This window comes from Plantibacter elymi (nom. nud.) (assembly GCF_900177795.1).
Taxonomy (GTDB): Bacteria; Actinomycetota; Actinomycetes; order Actinomycetales; family Microbacteriaceae; genus Plantibacter; species Plantibacter elymi.
The window spans coordinates 406776-427536 of the sequence record NZ_FXWJ01000005.1 but is presented as its reverse complement, the minus strand read 5'-3'; the positions used below and the strand labels follow the sequence as shown (position 1 = coordinate 427536).

19 protein-coding genes are annotated in these 20761 nt (G+C 67.7%); 14 read left to right on the top strand and 5 right to left on the bottom strand.

What is annotated here, in order from left to right; genetic code table 11:
* Window positions 1-144: 144 nt before the first annotated feature.
* The 5 genes from CCK91_RS20100 to CCK91_RS17175 all read left to right on the top strand — a co-directional run bounded on the left by CCK91_RS20100 (window position 145) and on the right by CCK91_RS17175 (window position 6460).
* Window positions 145-3033, top strand: coding sequence for a helix-turn-helix transcriptional regulator (locus CCK91_RS20100; protein WP_086475038.1), 2889 nt, complete (start codon window positions 145-147; stop codon window positions 3031-3033).
* 197 nt (window positions 3034-3230) lie between these two features.
* Window positions 3231-3875, top strand: coding sequence for a SipW-dependent-type signal peptide-containing protein (locus tag CCK91_RS17190; protein ID WP_242664592.1), 645 nt, complete (start codon window positions 3231-3233; stop codon window positions 3873-3875).
* Window positions 3876-3895: 20 nt separating this feature from the next.
* A complete protein-coding gene (locus CCK91_RS17185; protein ID WP_133060035.1) occupies window positions 3896-4543 on the top strand; it encodes a SipW-dependent-type signal peptide-containing protein in 648 nt (215 codons plus the stop codon).
* A gap of 10 nt (window positions 4544-4553) precedes the next feature.
* Window positions 4554-5864: a signal peptidase I gene (locus CCK91_RS17180; protein WP_242664591.1), complete on the top strand. Its 1311-nt coding sequence runs from the start codon at window positions 4554-4556 to the stop codon at window positions 5862-5864.
* The gene (locus CCK91_RS17175; protein WP_086475036.1) at window positions 5861-6460 is read left to right on the top strand and encodes a hypothetical protein; all 600 of its coding nucleotides are present in this window, start codon (window positions 5861-5863) and stop codon (window positions 6458-6460) included. The genes CCK91_RS17180 and CCK91_RS17175 overlap by 4 nt, the downstream gene beginning before the upstream one ends.
* 168 nt (window positions 6461-6628) lie before the next feature.
* Here CCK91_RS17175 and CCK91_RS17170 read toward each other — a convergent pair whose 3' ends face one another.
* Entirely contained in the window at window positions 6629-7483 is an 855-nt protein-coding gene (locus tag CCK91_RS17170; RefSeq protein ID WP_086475035.1) for a CPBP family intramembrane glutamic endopeptidase, read from the bottom strand.
* Window positions 7480-7902 carry a hypothetical protein gene (locus CCK91_RS17165; protein WP_086475034.1) on the bottom strand — a complete coding sequence of 141 codons (423 nt, stop codon included), beginning with the start codon at window positions 7900-7902 and terminating at the stop codon, window positions 7480-7482. Before CCK91_RS17165 ends, CCK91_RS17170 begins: the two co-directional genes overlap by 4 nt.
* 337 nt (window positions 7903-8239) lie before the next feature.
* Here CCK91_RS17165 and CCK91_RS17160 point away from each other — a divergent pair, with 337 nt between their 5' ends.
* Window positions 8240-8419 carry a hypothetical protein gene (locus CCK91_RS17160; RefSeq protein ID WP_064296076.1) on the top strand — a complete coding sequence of 60 codons (180 nt, stop codon included), beginning with the start codon at window positions 8240-8242 and terminating at the stop codon, window positions 8417-8419.
* A 75-nt stretch (window positions 8420-8494) separates the two neighbouring features.
* Here the strand turns inward: CCK91_RS17160 and CCK91_RS17155 are convergent, their stop codons facing one another.
* The 3 genes from CCK91_RS17155 to CCK91_RS17145 form a co-directional block, all read right to left on the bottom strand.
* Entirely contained in the window at window positions 8495-9037 is a 543-nt protein-coding gene (locus CCK91_RS17155; protein ID WP_086475033.1) for a hypothetical protein, read from the bottom strand.
* A gap of 142 nt (window positions 9038-9179) precedes the next feature.
* Window positions 9180-10904: a DUF4012 domain-containing protein gene (locus CCK91_RS17150; RefSeq protein WP_165767082.1), complete on the bottom strand. Its 1725-nt coding sequence runs from the start codon at window positions 10902-10904 to the stop codon at window positions 9180-9182.
* A gap of 185 nt (window positions 10905-11089) precedes the next feature.
* Window positions 11090-11839, bottom strand: coding sequence for a CPBP family intramembrane glutamic endopeptidase (locus CCK91_RS17145; RefSeq protein WP_086475031.1), 750 nt, complete (start codon window positions 11837-11839; stop codon window positions 11090-11092).
* Between the two features lie 148 nt (window positions 11840-11987).
* Here CCK91_RS17145 and CCK91_RS17140 point away from each other — a divergent pair, with 148 nt between their 5' ends.
* The 8 genes from CCK91_RS17140 to CCK91_RS17105 all read left to right on the top strand — a co-directional run bounded on the left by CCK91_RS17140 (window position 11988) and on the right by CCK91_RS17105 (window position 20724).
* Entirely contained in the window at window positions 11988-13370 is a 1383-nt protein-coding gene (locus tag CCK91_RS17140) for a polysaccharide biosynthesis tyrosine autokinase (protein ID WP_086475030.1), read from the top strand.
* Window positions 13367-13966: an arsenate reductase/protein-tyrosine-phosphatase family protein gene (locus CCK91_RS17135; protein ID WP_086475029.1), complete on the top strand. Its 600-nt coding sequence runs from the start codon at window positions 13367-13369 to the stop codon at window positions 13964-13966. Before CCK91_RS17140 ends, CCK91_RS17135 begins: the two co-directional genes overlap by 4 nt.
* An 80-nt stretch (window positions 13967-14046) precedes the next feature.
* On the top strand, window positions 14047-14949 hold the full coding sequence (locus CCK91_RS17130) for a hypothetical protein (RefSeq protein ID WP_086475028.1): 903 nt from the start codon (window positions 14047-14049) through the stop codon (window positions 14947-14949).
* Window positions 14950-15127: 178 nt separating this feature from the next.
* A complete protein-coding gene (locus tag CCK91_RS17125) occupies window positions 15128-16636 on the top strand; it encodes a sugar transferase (RefSeq protein WP_086475131.1) in 1509 nt (502 codons plus the stop codon).
* Window positions 16636-17781, top strand: coding sequence for a glycosyltransferase (locus CCK91_RS17120; RefSeq protein ID WP_086475027.1), 1146 nt, complete (start codon window positions 16636-16638; stop codon window positions 17779-17781). Before CCK91_RS17125 ends, CCK91_RS17120 begins: the two co-directional genes overlap by 1 nt.
* Window positions 17778-18728 (top strand): glycosyltransferase family 4 protein, encoded by a 951-nt coding sequence (locus CCK91_RS17115; RefSeq protein WP_086475026.1) that lies wholly within the window; start codon window positions 17778-17780, stop codon window positions 18726-18728. Before CCK91_RS17120 ends, CCK91_RS17115 begins: the two co-directional genes overlap by 4 nt.
* Window positions 18728-19624 (top strand): glycosyltransferase family 2 protein, encoded by an 897-nt coding sequence (locus CCK91_RS17110; protein ID WP_086475025.1) that lies wholly within the window; start codon window positions 18728-18730, stop codon window positions 19622-19624. The genes CCK91_RS17115 and CCK91_RS17110 overlap by 1 nt, the downstream gene beginning before the upstream one ends.
* Window positions 19621-20724, top strand: coding sequence for a glycosyltransferase (locus CCK91_RS17105; protein ID WP_086475024.1), 1104 nt, complete (start codon window positions 19621-19623; stop codon window positions 20722-20724). The genes CCK91_RS17110 and CCK91_RS17105 overlap by 4 nt, the downstream gene beginning before the upstream one ends.
* Window positions 20725-20761 lie beyond the last annotated feature (37 nt).

The following is a 20761-nucleotide window of genomic DNA, read 5'->3' as shown; positions in this document are numbered from 1 at the left end:
GCATCCGACGGAGTATTCGCAGCGTCCCTGGTGATGCGGGTCCCGTCGTCCTGACGGAGCTTGAGGGGGCTGCGATATGGAAGAACCGGTTGCGACGGCAGTGGAGCGAAAGCCACATCCGAGGTCGGCCGAGCAGGTCATCCCATGAACCCGGGTGCGCATCGGTTCAGCGGCGGCGCGCGGTCAGCCGCATCGCCCACCCGTCGCTCCGGCGAGTTCCGCCAGTCCGCCACCCGCGCTCCCGCCCAACCGAGCGGTCGATCGGCGGCGATCACCCGGATGACGTCACTCATCGCGAACCGGACCAGCACGCTCCTCGTCGGACCACACGGCTACGGCAAGACCTTCACCTCGGATGCGATCGGGCGACGGATGCACGAGGACGGACGTCCGGTCATCCACGTGTCGGGTGCGTCACGGGACGCCTCGCACACGCTGAGCGACTGGCGTAGGGCGCCGAGCGGCGCCGTCTTCATCGTCGACGACGGCGCGAACCTCCACCCGGCGAGCCTCGCCGACATCATCGAACTCTCGCGGTCGCGTGAGCAGGTCGCCCTGGTGACGCTGGAGCAGGAGCTCGCCGGGTTGCAGGGGCGCGGCGACGAGTCCGCCGATCGGCTCCTCGCCGTCTGGCGGAGCGGATCGCTCACCCGGATCGACCTCCCGGCGCTCGATGGGTTCGAAGCCTCGGCGATGGTGGACGAGGCCGCCGACGACGCGGTCCTCGACGACATGGCCAAAGCCGTCATCGTGCGGCTGAGCAACGGCTCTCCGCGACTCGTGCACGAGCTCACGAAGGACGCCCTCGAGACGGGCGGGGAGTTCTACCTGCCGCGCAGCATCCTCTCGCTCGGGGTCGCAGGGGTCTCACCGCGGGTGCATGACCTCACGGAACCCCAGCTCTCGCGGCTCGAGGACGAGGGTCGCTACGCGCTGGTCATGCTGGCGAAGCTCGGCCCGGTCCCCTACTCGCGCGCGATCCGCCTGCTCGGCGAGCACCAGTTGCACGCGCTCCTCCGGCTCGGACTCGCGCGGAACGACGGCTCGAACCAGGACCGCATCGTCGCCGACGAACTGCACGCGTGGTCGGCACTCGCGGAGTGGCGCCACAGCGGACGACTGCACCGCCACGACCGCGTCCAACGGACGCTCATCTCGGACCTCCGTGGCGGTGCCCGTCTCACCCCGAACGAGTCCTTCATCCTCGGCCGGTACTGGCTGACGGCCCCGCACACCGAGCTCGACGAGGGGTTCGAGTCGCTCACGATGGCCCGCACCTTCCTCGAGGCGGCGCACGTCGCGAACGTCTCCGGCCTCGCTGAGGACGGTCGTCTGCTCGCGGAACGCGCGTACACCTGGCGCCCGTCCGTGGCAGCGGCACTGCAATGGTCGCGGTCGCTCGCCATGCTGGGCGACGGTGAAGGGGCTCAGCGGGTCCTCGAGGTCGATCCCGCGGCCGACTCCGACGAGGACATGCAGGCGGAGGTCTTGAGTTGGCGGGCGACCCTCGATCGCTGGTCCGAACGCACCTGTGCGCAGGAGCTGACGGAGCAGGAGGAGCACAGCCGCGTGCTGTCCCAGCGCATCCTGATGGTCGAGACCTGGCGAGACCAGGATCGGCAGGAGCCGTCCGAGAGCGATGCCGTCTTCTGGAAGGTCCTGCGCGACGTCGACGCCGCGCAGTCCTCGCGACTCTATGCCGCCGCTGCGCTCGTGACCCGGCTCGGCCTCCGGCTGCCACCGTCCGAGCTGCGGGAGCTGCTCCAGCTGGGTGACGCCGTCTACCGGTCGGTGCCCTACAGCGCAGCGCGGCCGTTGTCACACGCCCTGCGCGACGCGAGCGCCATGTACGTCCTGTCGGCCGGCACCATCCGCCTGCTCACCGGTCTCTCCTGGGCCGGCTTCGCGCGCTACATCGACGAGTTCGTCGCTCGCGCCGAGCGCGGGACCGGGCGCCTGGCGACGACGGACCAGTGCATCGTCGGGATCCTCGGAGCCCAGTTGGCATTCTTCGACGGCCGCCCGGACCGCACCGTGGCCGACCTCCGGGTCGTCGAGCGTCTGCTCGACTCGACCGTCCCGCCCGAGGTGCACACGCAGACCGCGCTGCTCTTCGTCGGCGCTCTCGCCCAGACGGGCGAGGTCGAGGAGGCGACGGAACGGCGAGCCGCCGAGGACGAACGCCTCATCGCCGCCTCCACGGTCCTCTCCTATCTGGCGGACATCGCCGACTTCGGCCTGCTGATGGCAGGAGGTCGTGTCATGGACGCCCGGGATCACCTGCGCCGGCTCGCGCAGGACATCCGGAAGCCACTGACCGAGCGGGTCTACTCCGCGAGCCTGGCCTCCGCGGCCGGCGCCGACTTGTCCGAGACCCTGTCCTGGGTCGTGGACGCCCGAACGCAGGAGCTCACGCCACTGCAGGCGTCGCTCATGCTGCTCCTCGAGGCCGGCGCCGCCGGCGACGCGAGCCGCGTCGAAGAGGCCGCCTGTTCGCTCGAGGAGGTCGGAGCGCGGCACCGGGCGATCGGGGCCCATCTGCTCGCAGAACGACTCCATGCGGCCCAGGGTCGACTGCAGCACGCTCACCGTTGCGCGGAGCGGGCCGCCGAACTCGTGGGTCCCGTTCCCGGCACCGCTGCGGATGCGGCCGCCCGACGGACCCCGCTCGCGCATCCGTCACCGGTGTTCTCCACCTACCGGGCGGAGGCGACCGAGGAGACGGCGCCGGTCGAGCGCACCGTCCCAGTGGAGCCGCCGTCGACACACGCTCCGCTGGCCTACCTCTCGCTGGGACCCGTGGACTCCGATCAGGAGACCGCCTCGGCCGACCTGAGCGCGCTCACCCGGCGGGAGCTGGAGGTGGCCCTGCTCATCGCGCAAGGACTGAGCAATCAGGAGATCGCGACGCGGCTCTTCCTCAGCGTCCGCACCGTCGAGTCGCACGTGCTCCAAGCACGGACGAAGCTGGGTGCGGGGAGACGGCGCGACCTCGGCCGCCTCGTCGCGCAGTCCTCGCAGCGTCAAGCCTGACCCCCGGATCGGGCCCCGCGGCGCGGTTCAGCAGTTTTCTCGGTAGCGTCCGTCGATCCCAGTACCCCACTACTGGTTACAACCGTCAGCCCGCTGCCTATCGTCCTGAGAGTGTCGTGAGACGCGCGGAGGCCGTCTCCGCACGCCCGACACCTGTGGTGACGCCAGCCGTCACCGGCGGACTCCAGGGGGCTTCCATGACCATCGACACCAGCACCGAGGCCCCAGCGGCCACCGGCACCGACGCGCCCGTCCGCGGCCAGCGCAGCAAGCGGGCGAAGGCGATCCTCGCCGGCGGCCTGGTGCTCGGCGTCGGTGCGGCCATCACGCTCGCGGCCTGGAACGACTCCGAGTTCGCGACCGGGATCTTCGCCGGTGGTGGGTTCGGCATCGAGGGCAGCACCGACGGCACCGCGTTCACCGAGCACCCGACCGAGGCTGCGGCCGCCCCGCTCACCTTCGCGGTGGAAGCCGACAACCTGGCACCTGAGGAGCCCGTCTACGCCGGCTTCGCCGTGCAGCTGACCGCCGCGTCGACGTACGCCGGCACGGTCGACATCACCGCCACGAGCGGCGCCACCATCGCCTCGTCCCTCACCTACTCGGTTGTGACCACCGCCACCTTCGGCTGCGATGCTGCGAGTTTCGCCGCCGGCACCGCGCTCGTGACGGACGCCGCGACGACGTCGAGCACGGCCGCGGACATCTTCACGCTCGGTGCCGTCACCACGCCCGTGTTCCTCTGCTTCGAGGTCACCCCGGCGGCGAGCCTCCCGCAGTCGTCGCCGAGCGGCACCGTGGTCTGGGAGTTCGCGGCCGAGTCCACCACCCCGCTGCCCTGACCCGCGGCGGGACGGCGATCATGGGACGACACACACCGGCGGCGGGGAGGCACCACCGCCCCGCTGAACAACGGAGCACGTCGCGCTACACGAAGGCCAGAGCGGCCCTCGCAGCAGCGCTCGTGCTCGGCGTCGGGACCTCGCTCACCCTCGCGGCCTGGAGCGACGACGAGTTCGGAACGGCGACCTTCGCGGCGAGCACCTTCGCCGTGGAATCGCAGACCTCGTCGTCGACCTGGGCGGCCCACGAGGCGGCGAACCCCGCCACGTTGGTCTTCAACGCCACCGCCATGTCGCCAGGGCTCTCCCAGTTCGCCTTCATCGACATCCGCACGACCGCCGCGACGAACATCGGCGGGACGGCGGCGCTGTCAGCGGTCTCGGTGGCGACGGGCACCCTCCTGCCGCAGCTCGAGTACCGCGTGGTCACGACGGCTGCGGGCACAGCATGTAACGCCGCCGCGTTCACCTCCCCGACGGTCCCCGCGTACACCGCGTCGCTCTCGACGGGCACGGCTCCGCCGACCGCGACCGGAGCGCTCACCGCGGCGGGCAACTCCACCGTGCGCTTCTGCTTCGACGTGCGGGTGAAGGCCGGCACCGCCTCCAGCTTCCAGGGCGGGACGGCGTCGGCGACATGGCAGATCACCAGCACCTCCAGTTCCTGATCGGAGCACCGTGACCCGACCCTCCACGGAAGCGATCGACGCCACCGAGCGGCAGCAACCCCGCCGCTCGGTGGCGTCGATCGTCGGCAGCACCCTGCTGAACCTCGCCGCCGTCGGCGGGGTGGTCTGCATCGTGCTCGTCATCCTCGCGACCTGCTTCAACATCACCCTCATCATGTTCAAGACCGGTTCCATGAGCCCGACGATCCCCACCGGCTCACTCGCGCTCGTCCGCGAGATCCCCGCGTCCGACATCGCGGTCGGCGATGTGGTGACGGTGGATCGCGCTGGTCAGCTGCCGGTCACTCACCGCGTCACCTCGGTGACCGGCGGTGTCGACACCGCAGGACCACAGCGGACGATCACCATGCAGGGCGACGCGAACCTGTCGGAGGACCCCGAGCCGTACACCGTCTCGACGGTCCGCATCGTGCTCGCCTCGGTCCCCGGGCTCGCGTACCTCGTGGTGTGGCTGTCCAACCCGTGGGTCCTGGCCGGGCTGACGCTCAGCTGTTCGGCCCTCGTCATGTGGGCGTTCTGGCCGCGCTCCGACCGCAAGCGCCCGCCAGGTGACTCGGGAGGGACCGGCGAAAACGGTCGTGCTGCTTCCCGACGCCGCTCCACCACGGCCGACGGAGCCGGACCACGACCGGCCCGCCACGCCGCGCTCCGCTGCTCACCGGTCGCCCTGCTCCTCGGAGCCGGCCTCGCGATCGGTGGATCGGCTCCTGCGCAGGCCGAACCGACGGTCGACGTCATCGCCGGTGAGGCGGTCGTCCTCACCTCGATCGGCGACCCGTCGGCCATGCGGTCCCTCGCCCCCGGTCGGTCGACGCCCTGGGAGGTGGGCATCAGCACCAAGCCCGAAGCCACACCGGGCTCCATCGACGTGACCATGGTCGGCTCCGGCTCTCCCGAGCTCGGGCTCGTCATGGTGGTCGACGCCTGCTCCGTCCAGTGGACAGCGGCCGGATGCGTCGGCACCATCACCCACCTGTTCGACGAGATGGCGGTGCCCGTCGACGGCGTCGAGCGTGCGGTCCTCTCGATGCGCAGCTCGGAGGCGTGGTGGCTGAAGTTCGACGTCCGGATGCCGTCCGGCGCAGCGGTGGCGAACGCCTCGGTCGCCCTCACGGTCACGGCCGAAGGCATCGGTGACGACGTCTCGGTCTCGCCCGGACCGATCACCACGCTCCCCCGGACCGGTGCGAGCATCGAGTTCGCCGTGTGGACCGCTGCCGGCGCGATCCTGATCGGTCTCGTCGGCGCGTGGTTCGGCGCGCTGCGTCAGCACTCGCGCTCCGCGAGGGGCTCGAGATGAGGTGGGCGCGCCGAAAGTTCGTCGCGGTGTTCGTTGCGCTGACGGCCATCGGAGTCTCGGCCGCGTCGACACCGCAGCAGTCGGAAGCCGCGTGGCAGAGCGCTGGATTCGGCGCGGCTACCTTCGGTGCGCTCACGGTTCCGAAGCCGGTATACCTTCCTGGAGCGAACGGGTGCTCCATCTCGGCGACATCCGTGCTCGGCATCGGTCTTGTCCTCAACTCCTACACGCTGACGTTCACCATGCCGGAGGGCTACGGTGCGGCGGACATCCAGGTCGGCAGCGCCAACCAGCCCGCGGCCGGTGTGACCGTGCAGCAGGCGATGGTCCTCGCCTCAGTCGCGAACACGCCGATGGCATCGGCACCCACGCCGAACCCGAACAGGCAGTACTCGCTCACGTTCAACCGCGGGCTATTGGACGGACTGCTCACGGGTCTGCTCGGCGGGACCGGCTACCTCGGTGTCCGCACCGCGCCAGCCAGTTACATCGTTTCGCCGGTCACTCGCGACCAGATCTGGGCGTCGCAGTGGGCCATTGTGCAGGTGTCCACCGGCGCGCTCGCCTCGAATCCGACGTGCACCATCGTCGGCTGAACCCGCAGGAGGCCCACGGCCCATTGCCCGCTCCAGTTCCGGTCCCGAGCCCCCAGTCCCTGAGCCCCGGCCAGGTCCCCGAGCCTTCGCCCGTTCCCTGAGCCTGTCGAAGGGCCCCCGAGCACACCTCTCCGCTCCGAGCAGCCCCGCCCCGAACCCCTCGGTCCGTCAGCTCATCGCGGTCGCGATCACCGTCGCGGCGGCCATCCCGTTGAACCACACGTGCGTCCAGATGCCGGGGCCGAGGCGCTTCGTGGTCGCGGCGTAGACGCCGTTGACGATGCCGAGCACGAGGATGCTGAGGCCCAGCGTGACCATCGTCACCGGACTCCCCCATCCTTCATAGAGGTGCACGGCGGCGAAGAGCAGCGCGCTCACCCCGACGGAGACGACGGCCGCGGTCCGGCGACGGGAGGTGGACGGCGTCGCAGCGCCACCGCGCACCGCTCCGGTGGACCGTCCGCGGAGGATCGTGTTCCGGAAGCCGCGCAGGAGCAGGCCGCGGAAGAGGAGCTCCTCACAGAAGGGCGCGACGATGGCGACCGCGATCACCGAGTTGAGGATGACCCACCCGATCTCGGGTGCCGGTGGTGCCATGTTGGACTTCGGCGTTCCACCCATGAGGGTGATGACGACGCCGTCGATCATGCCGGCGACGAGACGGATGCCGATCGCCGAGCCCAGGCCGATGAAGACGTCGAACCAGCGGAACCGCAGACCGAAGTCGGTGACCCAGGAACCCGTGCCGAGCCGTTTGCAGACGACGCCCATCGCCACGAGGATGCCGGCGTAGAAGACGGTCCAGAGGAGGAGGTCGGCGAGCTGGGTGTCCCCGAGGGTCGCCGGGAGCACGATGCGGAGCACGACCAGCAGGGCCAGGGTGATGGCGAGCACCACGAGCGCGGTGCCGGCGCCCCACCGACTGCCGTCCGCCGGGGTGTACGGCAGGGCCGCGGCCGCCCGGCGATCCTCGGCGCGCTGCTGGCGCGGGGTCAGCGGCGAGTCGGTCCGTTCCTGGGTCATCGGACGGGGCGGGAGAAGTGCGCGCGGGCTGCCGGCAGGTACATCTCGACGACGGCGACGATCGTGACGATCACGACGATGATCGCGAGGATGTTGCCGGTGAAGATCGTGGCGATGGAACCGAGCACGGACAGGACCCCGAAGATCGTGAGGACGACGCGCGCCCAGTTGCGGCCCTGGACCATGAACCACGCGAACAGCACGTGGAGTGCGGCGCCGATGATCGAGCCGATGCCGGAGGAGATGGTCATGACCTCGGTGGGCACGGGCAGCTTGAGGTTGGCGGCGGCGGTCTGTTCGGCGGGCGAGGTGGCGGTGATGATGCCGGTGATGACGAGGAGGACGGCGACGACCACCCACAGCCAGAAGGAGACGGCGATGGGCGTCGGGACGGTCTTCTTGCCGATGGTCATGGTCATGATGCTCGTTTCGGTCGTGGAGGATCCGACGACCGGACCCAGGCTGCTGGAACTGTATTGCCCATCACCTGTCCCCCGGAAGGGAGGTATGTCCCGGCCTATCCGATTTCCGCAAGATAGCCGACCCCTCCCGGTCCCTGAGCCTGTCGAAAGGCCTGGTCCCTCAGCGCTCCTTCCGGTCCCTGAGCCTGTCGAAGGGCCCCGCTCCCCGAGCACTCCTCCCGGTCCCTGAGCCCTCCTACCCGGTCCCTGAGCCTGTCGAAGGGCCCGAAACCGCCGCCCAGGCACCCTGTCAAGCCCGCTCACCCGCGATCCCGTACCTCTTAACCTGTTCCCCATGACGAACGACACGAACGACACCGACCAGAACAGCAGCGAGGGAACGCCGAAGCCGGGCGGCCTGGGCGAGAACCAGACCATCCCCAACAGCGAGGACGGCCTCGCGGTGGGGCACGACCCCGACGCCTCGAACTTCAACCAGGAAGAAGACCCCGACCACCCGAGCGACGACGCGTAGGGTCTCGGACACAAACAAGAACGGCCGGTGCGGATGCACCGGCCGTTCTTGTTGACCCGAAGGTCGAGAGGATTGTTACGCTGCGACGCCTGCGCGCTGGCGGCGGATCATCACGAAGACCGCGATGAGCGCTGCGCCGAGGACGACTGCTCCGGCAGCACCCCACACGAGGAAGGCCGGGGTGTTGAAACCGGTGTCGGCGAGCCCGCCGTTGCCGGCGCCGTCACCTGCAGCAGCCGCCTTCACGGTGACCGTGATGGTGCCGATGAGCTGCGAGGAGAGGCCGGTGCCGGTGACCGTGTACGTGCCGGTCGCGTTAGTCGGGAGCGTGACGGTCAGGACGACGGACCCGGTGGCCGAGGCGGTCTTGACGAGCGTCTTGGTGTCGACGGCTGCGAGCGTCGCGCCGGTCGCATTCTCACCGGTGAGGGCGAGGGACACGTCCTCGTTCGGCTGGAAAGCGCCATCCGTGAACGTGACGTCGAACGTTCCACCGGGAGCGACGTTGCCGGAGACGACGATGTCGGCGCCGGGAACGTAGGAAGCGTTTGCAGCGAGCGGAGCGACGAACAGGCCAGCGAGGGCCAGCGCGAAGACCGCGGTGATTTTCTTGAGCATGTGGATTCCCCTTGGAGACTTGTCAGTTAGCAGTGCTGTGCTGGCATAGCTGTAGCTACCGTCACAACCAGCGGCGTCGTGACGAAGAATATTGAGCCGACTCTGATACCCCCCGAAAACGGCTCAAATCCGACAACACGCATTACTGTACGGCAAATTTGCAGGTAGGCACCAGCTGTTGTGTTTCGGAAAGATGAAGTTTCGGGGTCGAGACGACAAAAGGCTGCTTCGACACGCCGGACGTCGAAACCCCCACGTCGATCGTCGTGCTCTCACCTGGAGCCAACTCGAGCCTGAATTGTGAGACCGGGAAATCACCGTCGAGCCCCGGCTGCACCGAGAGATCAGCGCCATCACGCTGAACTCCCTCGGTGTAGGAACCTGGAGGCGAGTAGACCGCGACCTTGAAGTTGAAGTTGCCTGGCGTGACCCCGTAGATGCCAGCGCCGGTGATGTAGTCACTCAGCGAGCTGGCTGCGTCAGCCGGAGCCGTGTTCGTAATCTTCAGACGCAAACCCAAGACCTGTCCTGCGGCACCGCACTGTGCTATGCCACTCTGCGTCTCCACGTCGAGGTAGTACCCCATCTTGCTACCGGTGGAGTCGTTGATGTAGACGCCGAACGCGTCGGCCTGCTGCTCCTCGGTCGGGAGCATGTCGGTCAACGTGGTTCCGGCCAAGAGCACCTGCTCCGCTTCAGCAGCGCTCCACACCAGAACACGTCGTTCGTCGCCAGACTTGGCGAGTGCCGCCACCAGCTTCGTGGCGTCGAAGTTACCAGTCGAGATGCGGTCGAAGACCGCAGCCGACGCTGCTGCAAAGAAGGCATCCTGCTCGGCACCGGCGGGGTAGCGCTGGTACACCTGGTTCAGCAGCAGATCTGCGGCGTTCTCGGTCGTGAGCTGATCACCCGAGGGAAGGTCGATCGGCCCCGTCGCCGCGAGCAGGTATCCCAGGGCGACCGGGTCGATACTGAGGACGCCATCGACGCGGGTACCGAACCGTTGGAACCACATCTCCGATGCAAGCTCGGCGGACACGTCGAACCGGGGTGTCAGCGTGACGTCCTGGATGAAACGGCCGGTGATGTTGCCGTAGATGCCGGCGGTCTCCGTCGACAGCGGCAGAACCGGCTCCGGGAACCGCGGAAAATCACCTGAGGTCGCCTGCTGCAGGAGCGAGATGCGGCCCCCGTCCGTGCCGATCAAGGCCAGAGCACCAGGGTTACCGCCGCTCGCGCGCGGCTCGGCCGGGTTCTGGAACATGATCAGGTAGTTGCGTGGACCGTCCGCGCCGAGCATCGTCGGCAGCAGGTCGATCGCGCGGCGTGCCGCATCGACCGTGTCAGCGGTCTCCGTGAGGACCGGTCCGAGCTGGTCGACCGCCGAGGACACCTGGCTGATGAGGCTGGTCTGGTCAATCCCTCGGACGCGTTTGGCCGCGCCCTCAAGAGCATCGTCGGCTGAGCGGACGTCCTGCTGAGCATCGATCATCGGCTGTAGCGGCACCGCACCGTCAACAGGCTTGAACAGGTCGGGGCGAAGGGATCCGGAGAGGTTCACCAGCGGAGCGATCGCTCCGACCGCGACCTCATCGGTGGCACCCGCCAGGTTCCGAACTGCTGCGAGGTTCGGCCCGACCCACGGCACGATCTCGGCGGCGCGCCAGATCGGGTCGCTCGTCAGCGCAGCGGCCTCGCGGGCGTGGGATGCGAGCTCACGAGCGGTCTTTCCTGCAGCAGCTGCGTCTCCGCCGAGCACTTGCTCGCGGACCTGCTGGGCCAAAGGCACCGCCGCTTCCAGCTCCCCCTTGGCGAGGAACGCACGGACACCGATCCATGCAACGACCGCCAACAACAGGACGAGCACACCGGAGACGATGAGCGCGGTCCTCCGGCGTCGAGCACGCAGCCGCTCGGGGTCAGCGTTCTCCCGTCGTCGAGCGCGGGAGCGCGCGCTCGTAGCTCGCCGGCTTCCGGACCCCCGGGAGGAGGTTCTCGGTGGGCCTGAAGAAGGCGAACGACGATTGTCGGATTCGGGTGCCGGCATGGGGGTTATTCAATCACGACGCCGGTGCCGCCGGTTACGGCGGACAGACCGAGCGCGAGGATCGACCCATTGAACACGACGTGCGTCACGATCGCGGGGCCCAGCCGACCGGTCAGCACCGCGAGGCTTCCCGCGCCCAGTCCGACGAGGAGGGTCCCGACCCCGACGACGATCGCCTGTGCGACGGTGGCGACGGCGAGGAGGTGCAAGACGGCGAAGAGCAACGCACTGATCACGACCGCGATCCATCGCCCGCCGCGGAGTATTCCGATGATCGACGGGAGGACGAGTCCACGGAAGAAGGACTCCTCGATGACCGGCGCGATGAGGACCACTGAAAGCAGCGCGACGATGACGTACACCACCTCGTCCGCGGTCGCGAGAGGCACAGCGTTCCCGGCGGTAGCCGGGAGTCCGCCATAGGAGAGCACCTCGAGCGAGCTCACGATGATCCGTAGGAGGAGGCCGGCAGCCGCACCCCAGAGAAGGTCGATAGGGCGGATGCTCCACCGGACGGCGGACGGAGCCATCGGGCGCAGGCTGGGGACGAGCAGGACGATGACGAGGGTCAGCACGAGTGGAAGCCACACGAGCAGATATCCGCCGAGCGGGGAGAACGGCCCGACGATCCGGACACCGCCCGGGAATCCCAGCGCGATCACCACGGTCGCTGCGAATCCGATCGTCGCGACGACGAGGCGCGCCCGAGCCGCCTGCTGCTCATCGCGCGGAGTGGTCTCACCTGGGATCGTCACGAGAGCAAACTACGGCAATCGGTCACGCTCATGACGTGGTCGCTCGGGAACAGGCGTCGGTTTATGGCAGCATGGCTCCCAACGCCCTGTTCGGGGCACGCCTTGGCATCAGGGTGAACCGCTCTCCTCATCGAACGGAAGCCACCGCGTGGAGCTCACCGACTATCTCCGTGTCCTTCGCAAGTACTGGGTGCTCATCGTTGCGCTCGTGCTCGTCGGCGTTGCCGCAGCCGCTGCCTACTCTCTTGCGAAAACGCCCGAATACAGCTCGTCCGCGAAGGTGTTCGTGTCGACACAGTCGAGTGACAACGTGTCGGACCTCACGCAGGGGAACACCTACTCGCAGCAGCGGGTCAAGACGTACGTCAACCTCGTGAGCACACCGATCGTGCTCCAGCCGGTCATCGCGGCGCTCGAACTCAACATCACCGCCGGTCAGCTCGGTGGGCAAGTGTCCGCCGTGGCCACGCCCGACACCACGATCATCCAGATCACTGCGACGAGTGAGGACCCCGTTCTCGCCGCCGAGCTCGCGAACACCACCGCCGAGAGCTTGACCGGTGTCGTCGCGAAGATCGAGAGCACCGACGACGGTGCGACCAGCCCGGTGAAACTGACCCGTGTGCAAGAGGCGAACGTGCCGACGACGCCGGGCAGCCCGAACGTGCCACTCAATCTCGCCCTCGGTGTCCTCGTCGGCCTCGCTCTCGGCATCGCCTTCGCGGTCCTGCGTGAAACGCTCGACACCCGCATCCGGAACGAACGCGACATCGAGGGTCTCACCGAGATCCCGATCATGGGCGGCATCGCGTTCGATCCGAAGGCGAAGCAGCGCCCCCTGATCGTCCAAGCCGATCCGAAGAGCCCGCGCGCCGAATCGTTCCGCAGCCTCCGAACGAACCTCCAGTTCCTCGACGTCAGCGATCAACCGCGCAGCTACGTCGTCACCTCATCGATCCAGAGCGAGGGCAAGAGCACGACGGCGGCGAACCTCGCGATTGCCCTGTCGGACGCCGGCCACCGCGTCATCATCATCGACGCCGACCTCCGTCGACCCAAGCTCGCGACCTATTTCGACATTGAAGGGGCCGTCGGCCTCAGCGACGTCCTCATCCGTCGCGCGACGCTGGAGGACACCATGCAGCCATGGGGTCGCGGTGCGCTCACCATCCTCCCTGCCGGCGCGATCCCGCCGAACCCGAGCGAGCTCCTCGGCTCGAGCGTTATGCAGAAGCTCATCTCCGGTCTCGAGAAGCAGTTCGACTACGTGCTCATCGATGCTCCGCCGCTCCTGCCCGTCACGGATGGCGCCCTGCTGGCTCGCCACACTGGCGGCGCATTGGTCGTCGTCGCTGCCGGTCGGACCCACAAGAACCAACTGAAGGGTGCGCTCGAGGCGCTCGTCCACGTGAACGCCTCGGTTGCCGGTCTCGTCATGACGATGGTCCCGACGAAGGGCCCGGACGCCTACGGATACGCGCGCTACGGTTACGGCGCCGGCTACGGCTACGCCGAGGACGTGAAGGCGTGACCGAAGCCACGATGGCGGTCACCCGTCCGTTCTCGGTGCTCTTCGTCTGCACCGGGAACATCTGCCGGTCGGCGCTTGGTGCCCAGCTCCTCAAGGTACGGCTCGATGGTGCCGGCGTCACCGCGGGTGGCCACCTCATCCGCGTGTCGAGTGCAGGCACGGGGATGCAACCTGAGCTGACCATGCCGCCGGAGGTCGTCGAGCAGTCACGTCGTTTCGGCGGAGATCCGAGCAACCACGTCGCGCGGCAGCTCGACCGGGACATCGTCGCGGAAGCGGATCTCATCCTCACGGCGACGCGAGAGCACCGGAGCGATGTCGCCCGTCTCCTCCCCCGTGCCTCGCGAGTGACATTCACCGTCCCGCAGTTCGCTCGCTTGATCGCGGAGACTGAACCAGCCGCCGATCTCCGGGAGCTCGTCGCGTCGGTCGCGGCCGAACGCGGCCTGGTGCCACCTCCGGTGAACCCTGACGACGACGACATCGAAGACCCGTACCGTCGCAGCTCGGAAACGTACGAGCGAGTCGGTGCGCAGATCAATGAGTTCATCGACATCATCGCGAAGCACTTGGCGCAGTCGGGCGATCGGCGGTGAGCACGAAGCGCGGACGCTCCACATTCCGATCGGCGAACGTCCGGTCGCGGTGGCGCGATTCCCTGAGTTCCAGCCAGCGAGTGCTGGTCATCATCGGTCTGGTGCTGTTCCTCATCGTCGATGTGATCCTCGTTGGGCTCGCCCTCACGGCGAACCGTGCACCGACAGCTGACCGCACACCGCGGCCACTCGTCACCTTCAACACGACGCCTGAGCCGGAACCCGCGCCTGGCGCATCGGCGGAGCCGACGGGCGACGCCGCAGCGGACGGCAAGCGCTTCATCACCACGGTGGACGGCCAGACCCTCTGGCGTGCCACTGCGGGCGCCTGCTCATCGACGCCCGCAGTCGTCGAGCGGAGCGTCGACGCCGGGGAGACCTGGACACCGCTGGCGACGAGCGCATTCGACCTCCGTCAGGTGCTCGCTCTCACGACCGGCGACGATGGGGAGATCGAGATCATCGGTGCAACCGGCGAAGCCTGTGCGGTCGGAGGCTTCTCCTCTTCAGATGCCGGTGACTCCTGGGCACCGGATGCCGCTCTGCCCGGCGAGATCAGTTACCCGACCCCTGATGACGCGGCCATCGTCGTGTCGGGCCAGGGAGTCGGGCTTCCCTGCCCAGCCGTCGACGTCATGAGTGCGACGACCGACAGGACCGTGACCGCTTGTGCGGCCGTCATGGCGGAATGGGACCCGACCACCGGATCGTGGAACACCACCCCGTACGCCGGCGTGCACGCGCTTGCCACCGAGGGCGACCGCCTCATGTTCGTAGCCCGCGGTGTCCCCGGGTGCAACGGCCTGGGCGCGCTGGCGATCAATGGGGTCCCCGCAGCGTTCGCGAGCGCCCCGCTCGTCGGCTGCATCGACGGAGCCGACGCCTCAGCGCCCGCTGCACTCACGATCGCTGGCCAGGGCGCGTGGCTCTGGGTCGGCGACCAGCTGTACCGCTCGGCAGACGGGGGCGTCACCTGGGGATAGGGTTTTCCCTACACTTGTTGCCGATTGACCCCGACTGGGGGTCAATCGCTAAAAGGAGGACAGATGTCGGGTACGTCGACCGCTATCCTCAGCAACAGGATGGATACATCCGCGTATCGAACGACAAAGCTCTTCCCTCGTCACCCGTAGTACTTACGTGTTCCACCACGGAGACCGCATGCTGTCGCAGCCTTCCGTGCCGCTGCCAACGACGCCTGCGAGCACTCCCCCCGACCCAACTCGCACTGTCGCGCGCGATTGGCGACGGGTCTACGCACGTCGTCTCGCTGTCACCGATGCGATCGTCCTCATCTGGATCGTCTTCGGCACCCAGCTGTTCTGGTTCGACTTCGATCAGGAGACGACCTCGGTCGGTTTCGACATGACACGCGTTGTCGTGAACTACACCGTCATCTCGATCACCCTCATCGTCGCCTGGCTCGTGACGCTTCGCATCTTCGGCACTCGGGAGTACCGAGTGGTCGGGAGTGGGAACGCGGAGTACCGGCTCATCGCCGACGCGAGCATCCGCCTCTTCGGCATCATCGCGATCATCGCCTTCCTCGTGAAACTCGATCTCGCGCGCGGATACTTCCTGCTGGCCTTCCCCCTCGGGATCCTCGTTCTGCTGCTTTCACGGTGGATGTGGCGCCAGTGGCTGTCGGTTCAACGTGCGCACGGTCGGTACGCGTCACTGGTCCTCCTCGTGGGATCGGCTGACTCGGCCGAACACATCGCCAAAGAACTCACCCGCAACACGGACGCCGGTTACCGAGTGGTCGGCGCCTGCGTCCCGACGGGCAAGGTCGGTGGAACGCTCGGTGACACGGGCATCCCCGTGTCCGGAACGGTGGACACCGTGCTCGAGGCGATCTCGGTCACTGGCGCTGACACGATCATCATCACAAGCTCCGACGAGCTCACCCCGGTGCGCGTCCGAGAGCTGAGCTGGAGCCTCGAACCAGGACGTCAGCACCTCATCGTAGCCCCGAGCCTGACCGACGTCGGTGGCCCACGCATCCACACCCGGCCGGTGGCGGGTCTACCGCTCATCCATGTGGAGACACCGCGCTACGAGGGTCGCAAGCGCTTCTCCAAGCGCGCTTTCGACATCCTCGGTTCCGGCCTCATCCTGCTCGTCGCCTCGCCCATCCTGCTGGTGGTCGCCCTCCTGGTGAAGTTCACCAGTCCGGGACCGGTCCTGTACCGCCAGGAGCGCATCGGCCTGAACGGTGAGCCGTTCAACATGCTGAAGTTCCGCTCCATGCGAGTGAACGCCGACGCCGAGCTGGCCACGTTGCTTGCCCAGCAGGGCACGAGCGATCGCCCGCTGTTCAAGGTGCAGAACGACCCGCGCCTCACCCGTGTCGGTGCCACCCTGCGGAAGTTCTCACTCGACGAGTTCCCCCAGCTCATCAACGTCTTCCGCGGTGATATGAGCCTGGTCGGTCCGCGCCCACAGCGTGAGGGCGAGGTCGCGCTCTACGACTCCGCGGCGAAGCGTCGCCTCATCGTGCAGCCCGGCATGACCGGACTCTGGCAGGTCAGCGGGCGCTCAGCACTCAGCTGGGAGGACGCGATCCGATTGGATCTGTACTACGTCGAGAACTGGTCGTTGACCGGCGACGTCATCATCCTCTGGCGCACGATCCGGGCCGTCGTGGCTCCGGGCAAGGAAGCCCACTGATGCCGGGGCTCATCATCCACGAGTGGATCGAGCGGCACGGTGGTTCTGAAAACGTCGTCGATGCGATGGCCGCCGCCTATCCCGACGCCGACATCCACTGCCTGTGGAGCAACGCGCCCGATCGCTTCCCCGGCCATTCCGTGAGTGAATCCTGGATCGCCCGCACACCACTCCGCAAGAGCAAGGCAGCCGCGCTGCCGTTCATGCCGACCACGTGGGCGAGGACCGACGTCTCCGCCGCCGACTTCGTCCTCATCAGCTCGCACGCGTTCGCGCACCACGCCGGCGGACGGCAGGGAGCGGACGGCCCGCAGCGGTTCGTCTACGTCCACACGCCTGCTCGATACCTCTGGGCCCCCGAGCTGGACGTCCGCGGCGGCAGCCTCGCTGCCCGCGCACTCGCGCCCGCACTCCGTCGAGTCGACCGCAAGCGCGCGCAGGACGGCGCGACGTTCGCCGCCAACAGCGACTACATCCGCCAGCGGATGGAACGCTCGTGGGACGTCGAGGCCGAGGTCATCCATCCGCCGGTCCGCGTCGAGTACCTCCAGAGCGTGCCGTCCTGGGCTGACCGCCTGAGCGCCGAGGACGCTTACCTGTTCTCGACGCTGCCGTCAGAGTTCGTCCTCGGCGCCTCCCGCTTCGTCGACTACAAGCGACTCGACGTCGCAATCCGCGCCGGTGAACTCGCCGGTCTGCCGGTCGTGCTCGCGGGCGCCGGGCCGCAGCATGCCGAACTGCAAGCACTGGCAGACGCCGCGACGGTGCCGGTCATCATCATGTCGAGGCCGAGCGACGAGTTGCTCTTCGCGCTCTACCAGGCGGCGTCACTCCTCGTGTTCGCAGCAGTGGAGGACTTCGGCATCATGCCCGTCGAGGCGATGGCCCTCGGCACGCCCGCGCTCGTGTTGTCCGAAGGTGGCGCGTCCGAGAGCGTGCTCGCCATCGACGGCGGTGTCGTCGTCGATACGCTCGACGACGCGACGCTGCGCGAGGCGGTCGAGCGCGCCCTCTTGGTCGACATGGTTCCGGCGCAGGAGCGCGTCAACGCGCTGTTCGGCTCCGCCGCCTTCGCCACCAAGCTCACCGGCTGGGTCGGTCATTCCGCCCGCACTGACGGAACCGATCGGACCCTCGCCTCATGATCCTTGCCGACACCAGGTGGAGCGGCGTCCACGGCATCGGTCGTTACGCGTCCGAAGTGCTCCCGCGGTTGAGCATCGATTGGTCGCCGCTCGAGGTAAGCGGCAAGCCGTCCGACCCGCAGGACTTCCTCCGCGTGCGCCGGACACCCGGCGGCGAGACGATCTACTCCCCCGGCTACAACGGGTTCCTCGCGCGCTCGCCACAGGTGGTGACGGTGCACGACCTCATCCATCTGCATCCGACGACGAACCGTCGTGCCGTGTACCTCGCTCACTATTCGGCTGTCCTGCGCCCGATCATCCGCAGGAACCGACTGGTGCTGACCGTGTCGGAGACGTCGAAGCGCGCGATCGAGGAGTGGGTCGACGACGATCGCGTCCAGGTCGTCAACGCCGGCAACGGGCTGTCGGAGGCATTCCACCCGGGCGAGACCCCGGTTACTGACGTCTCCGAGCCATATTTCCTCTACGTCGGCAACCTGCGGGCGCACAAGAACGTCGATGTGGTGTTCCGTGCCTTGGCTCGCGTTCCCGACGCCAAGCTCGTCGTCGTCATGAACGATCGTGAGGGCGCCGAGCGTCGTGCAGGCGAACTCGGCGTGGCAGATCGCGTGGAAGTGTGGAGTGACCTGACCGACCCGGAGCTCGCCGACCTCTACCGCGGCGCAGTCGCGACAGTCTTCCCGTCACTGGTCGAAGGGTTCGGGCTTCCGGCTGTCGAGAGTATCGCCTGCGGAACCCCGGTGATCTTCTGGGAGGGCTGCGAGTCGATCGCCGAGATCTCGAGCGGACAGGGGTTCCCGGTCGGTGACGCGCACGACGACCTGGCCTGGGCAAACTCGATGGAACGCGCCCTTGTCGAACGACCCCGTGCGGACGCGCTCGCGGCGACCTACAGCTGGGACCGGACGGCCGAGATCGTCTCGAACGTGTTGCGAGAGCGTTGATGGATCGTCCTGAAGCGGTCTCCTCGCCCCAACCGTCGATTGCCGCGGTCGTCCTGAACTGGCGCGACGCCGCGAATACGAGCGCGTGCATCGCCTCGCTCGCACAGGACGGCGGCCTGAACCAGATCGTCATCGTCGACAACGAGGCGGACGGCACGCTTCGGCAAGCGCTCGACACGTCGGACGCTCCGGATCACGTCTTGCTCGAACGGTCGGAGAACGGCGGTTTCTCCGCCGGAGTCAACGTCGGTTTGCGCTACGCCCTCGACGCTGGCGCAGACTTCGCGCTCGTCATCAACAACGATGCTCGGCTGCACGAGGGGGCGTTGTCCGCGATGCTGGCGAAGTTCGAACGCGATGCGAGTGTGGGAATCGTCGGCCCGGCGATTCTCAATGAGGACGGCTCACTCCAGGCGCTCGGCCCGGCCATCGGGTTCCCATTGCGGATCGACGAGACGGCGGGGTCGACGAGCCCCGACTTCGTGACCTGGGCGTGTGTCCTGGTCTCCCGACGACTTCTGGAGACGATCGGCCTGCTGGACGAGACCTTCTTCATGTACTGGGAGGACGTGGAGTTCGGCTACCGCGCCCGCGCCGCGGGTTTCGGGGTTGCGATCGCACCCGACGCGACCGTCGCTCATGCGGTCTCGTCGTCGCACAGCATCGCCGGCGACCGAGTCCAGCTCTACTCGGCGTATGGACTCGGCCGTGTCGCTGCGCGTCAGCGGCACTTCCTCCTGGCGTCCGTCATCCGCGCGACGCTGCGTGTTGGCAAACGCGTCGCCGCAGGCCGATTCCGCTTCGGTGCTGACATCTGGCTGGCGTATCAAGACGGTCTGCGCCAGACGGAACAGCCTGCTTTCGAACGTGTGACGAAGGACGCTTGGCCCCGATGACCCAGAAACCCACCGCCCGGTATTACCGCGGCGCGCGAACGACGCACCTCGAGCGGCTGCACGACAGCGCCCCGGGCGACTTCTTCTATCAGAAGCCGATGTACGACTTCGACATGACGCGAGCTCCTGCAGGAGTCCGGGTCGAACAGACGTCCTTCGTGCACATCGCGGCATTGGTCCTCAAGGGCACCTACTCGAGGTTGGAAATCGTCGAACCGTACGCTCCGAGCGCACTGCCGCAAAACCTGGTTCTCTCGGCGGCGGCACGTATCGGCCGAGTGTTTCATCGGCAGCCAACGCAGCTCGTGACCTACGCGATCGAGAACGCCGACCTGCCGCGGAAGGTCGCCGCAAGCACACATCTGCCAGTCGTCGTGACCCGAGCGTTGCTCCGTCTGACGGTTGGATTCTGCTACCGGTCACTGACTCGCGTCGTCTTCGGCACCGCCGACGCGGAGACGAACTACGAAGCCCTCCTTGGCGCTCGGATGAAGCGTCGTCCACCGGAGACGACCTTGATCTGGGGCCTGCCGACAGCCCACCCGTCCGCTCTCACCGTCGACAGCGACGGGCCGGCATCGAAGGTGCTGTTCGTGGGTGCGCTCGACGAGCGGAAGGGGATTCGCCAGCTCATGGACAGCTGGTCAGACGTGTTGGCCGCTTCGCCGGACGCCGAACTGCAGATCCTCGGCAAGGGGTCTCTTGAAGCTGAGGTTCTCGAATGGGCGCAGACCGCTCCGCGCACGACCGTCGTCATCGACCCCACCCGTGACATTATCTTCGAGGCGCAGCGCCACGCGGACGTCGCCGTCCTGCTTTCGCAACCCTTCACCAACTGGAAAGAGCAGATCGGCCTGCCGATCGTTGAGGGTCTGAGCGTCGGAACTGAGATCGTCGCCAGCTCGGAGACCGGCATTGCTGGCTGGCTCGAGCAGCACGGACATCGGGTGCTGGCACCTCACACTCCGCGAAGCGCGCTAGCGGCCGCAGTCGTCGACGCCCTCCAATCCCGGCGGCCGCGCTCGGCTGTACTAGACGATCTCCCTCAGGTCGACGGTCGACTTGCCGCTGATCGATGGTTGTTCGTCCCGTCGATCTGATCGCCGTAACGGCCTCGGTTGTGTCGGACCGTCGTCA

Bases quoted from the DNA above. Each gene is read 5' to 3' on its own strand.
- CCK91_RS17185 (WP_133060035.1), top strand. From the start codon at position 3,896: ATGGGACGACACACACCGGCGGCGGGGAGGCACCACCGCCCCGCTGAA.
- CCK91_RS17120 (WP_086475027.1), top strand. From the start codon at position 16,636: ATGCCGGGGCTCATCATCCACGAGTGGATCGAGCGGCACGGTGGTTCT.
- CCK91_RS20100 (WP_086475038.1), top strand. From the start codon at position 145: ATGAACCCGGGTGCGCATCGGTTCAGCGGCGGCGCGCGGTCAGCCGCA.
- CCK91_RS17170 (WP_086475035.1), bottom strand. From the start codon at position 7,483: ATGACCCAGGAACGGACCGACTCGCCGCTGACCCCGCGCCAGCAGCGC.
- CCK91_RS17160 (WP_064296076.1), top strand. From the start codon at position 8,240: ATGACGAACGACACGAACGACACCGACCAGAACAGCAGCGAGGGAACG.
- CCK91_RS17190 (WP_242664592.1), top strand. From the start codon at position 3,231: ATGACCATCGACACCAGCACCGAGGCCCCAGCGGCCACCGGCACCGAC.
- CCK91_RS17115 (WP_086475026.1), top strand. From the start codon at position 17,778: ATGATCCTTGCCGACACCAGGTGGAGCGGCGTCCACGGCATCGGTCGT.
- CCK91_RS17175 (WP_086475036.1), top strand. From the start codon at position 5,861: ATGAGGTGGGCGCGCCGAAAGTTCGTCGCGGTGTTCGTTGCGCTGACG.
- CCK91_RS17110 (WP_086475025.1), top strand. From the start codon at position 18,728: ATGGATCGTCCTGAAGCGGTCTCCTCGCCCCAACCGTCGATTGCCGCG.
- CCK91_RS17155 (WP_086475033.1), bottom strand. From the start codon at position 9,037: ATGCTCAAGAAAATCACCGCGGTCTTCGCGCTGGCCCTCGCTGGCCTG.
- CCK91_RS17125 (WP_086475131.1), top strand. From the start codon at position 15,128: ATGCTGTCGCAGCCTTCCGTGCCGCTGCCAACGACGCCTGCGAGCACT.
- CCK91_RS17105 (WP_086475024.1), top strand. From the start codon at position 19,621: ATGACCCAGAAACCCACCGCCCGGTATTACCGCGGCGCGCGAACGACG.
- CCK91_RS17165 (WP_086475034.1), bottom strand. From the start codon at position 7,902: ATGACCATGACCATCGGCAAGAAGACCGTCCCGACGCCCATCGCCGTC.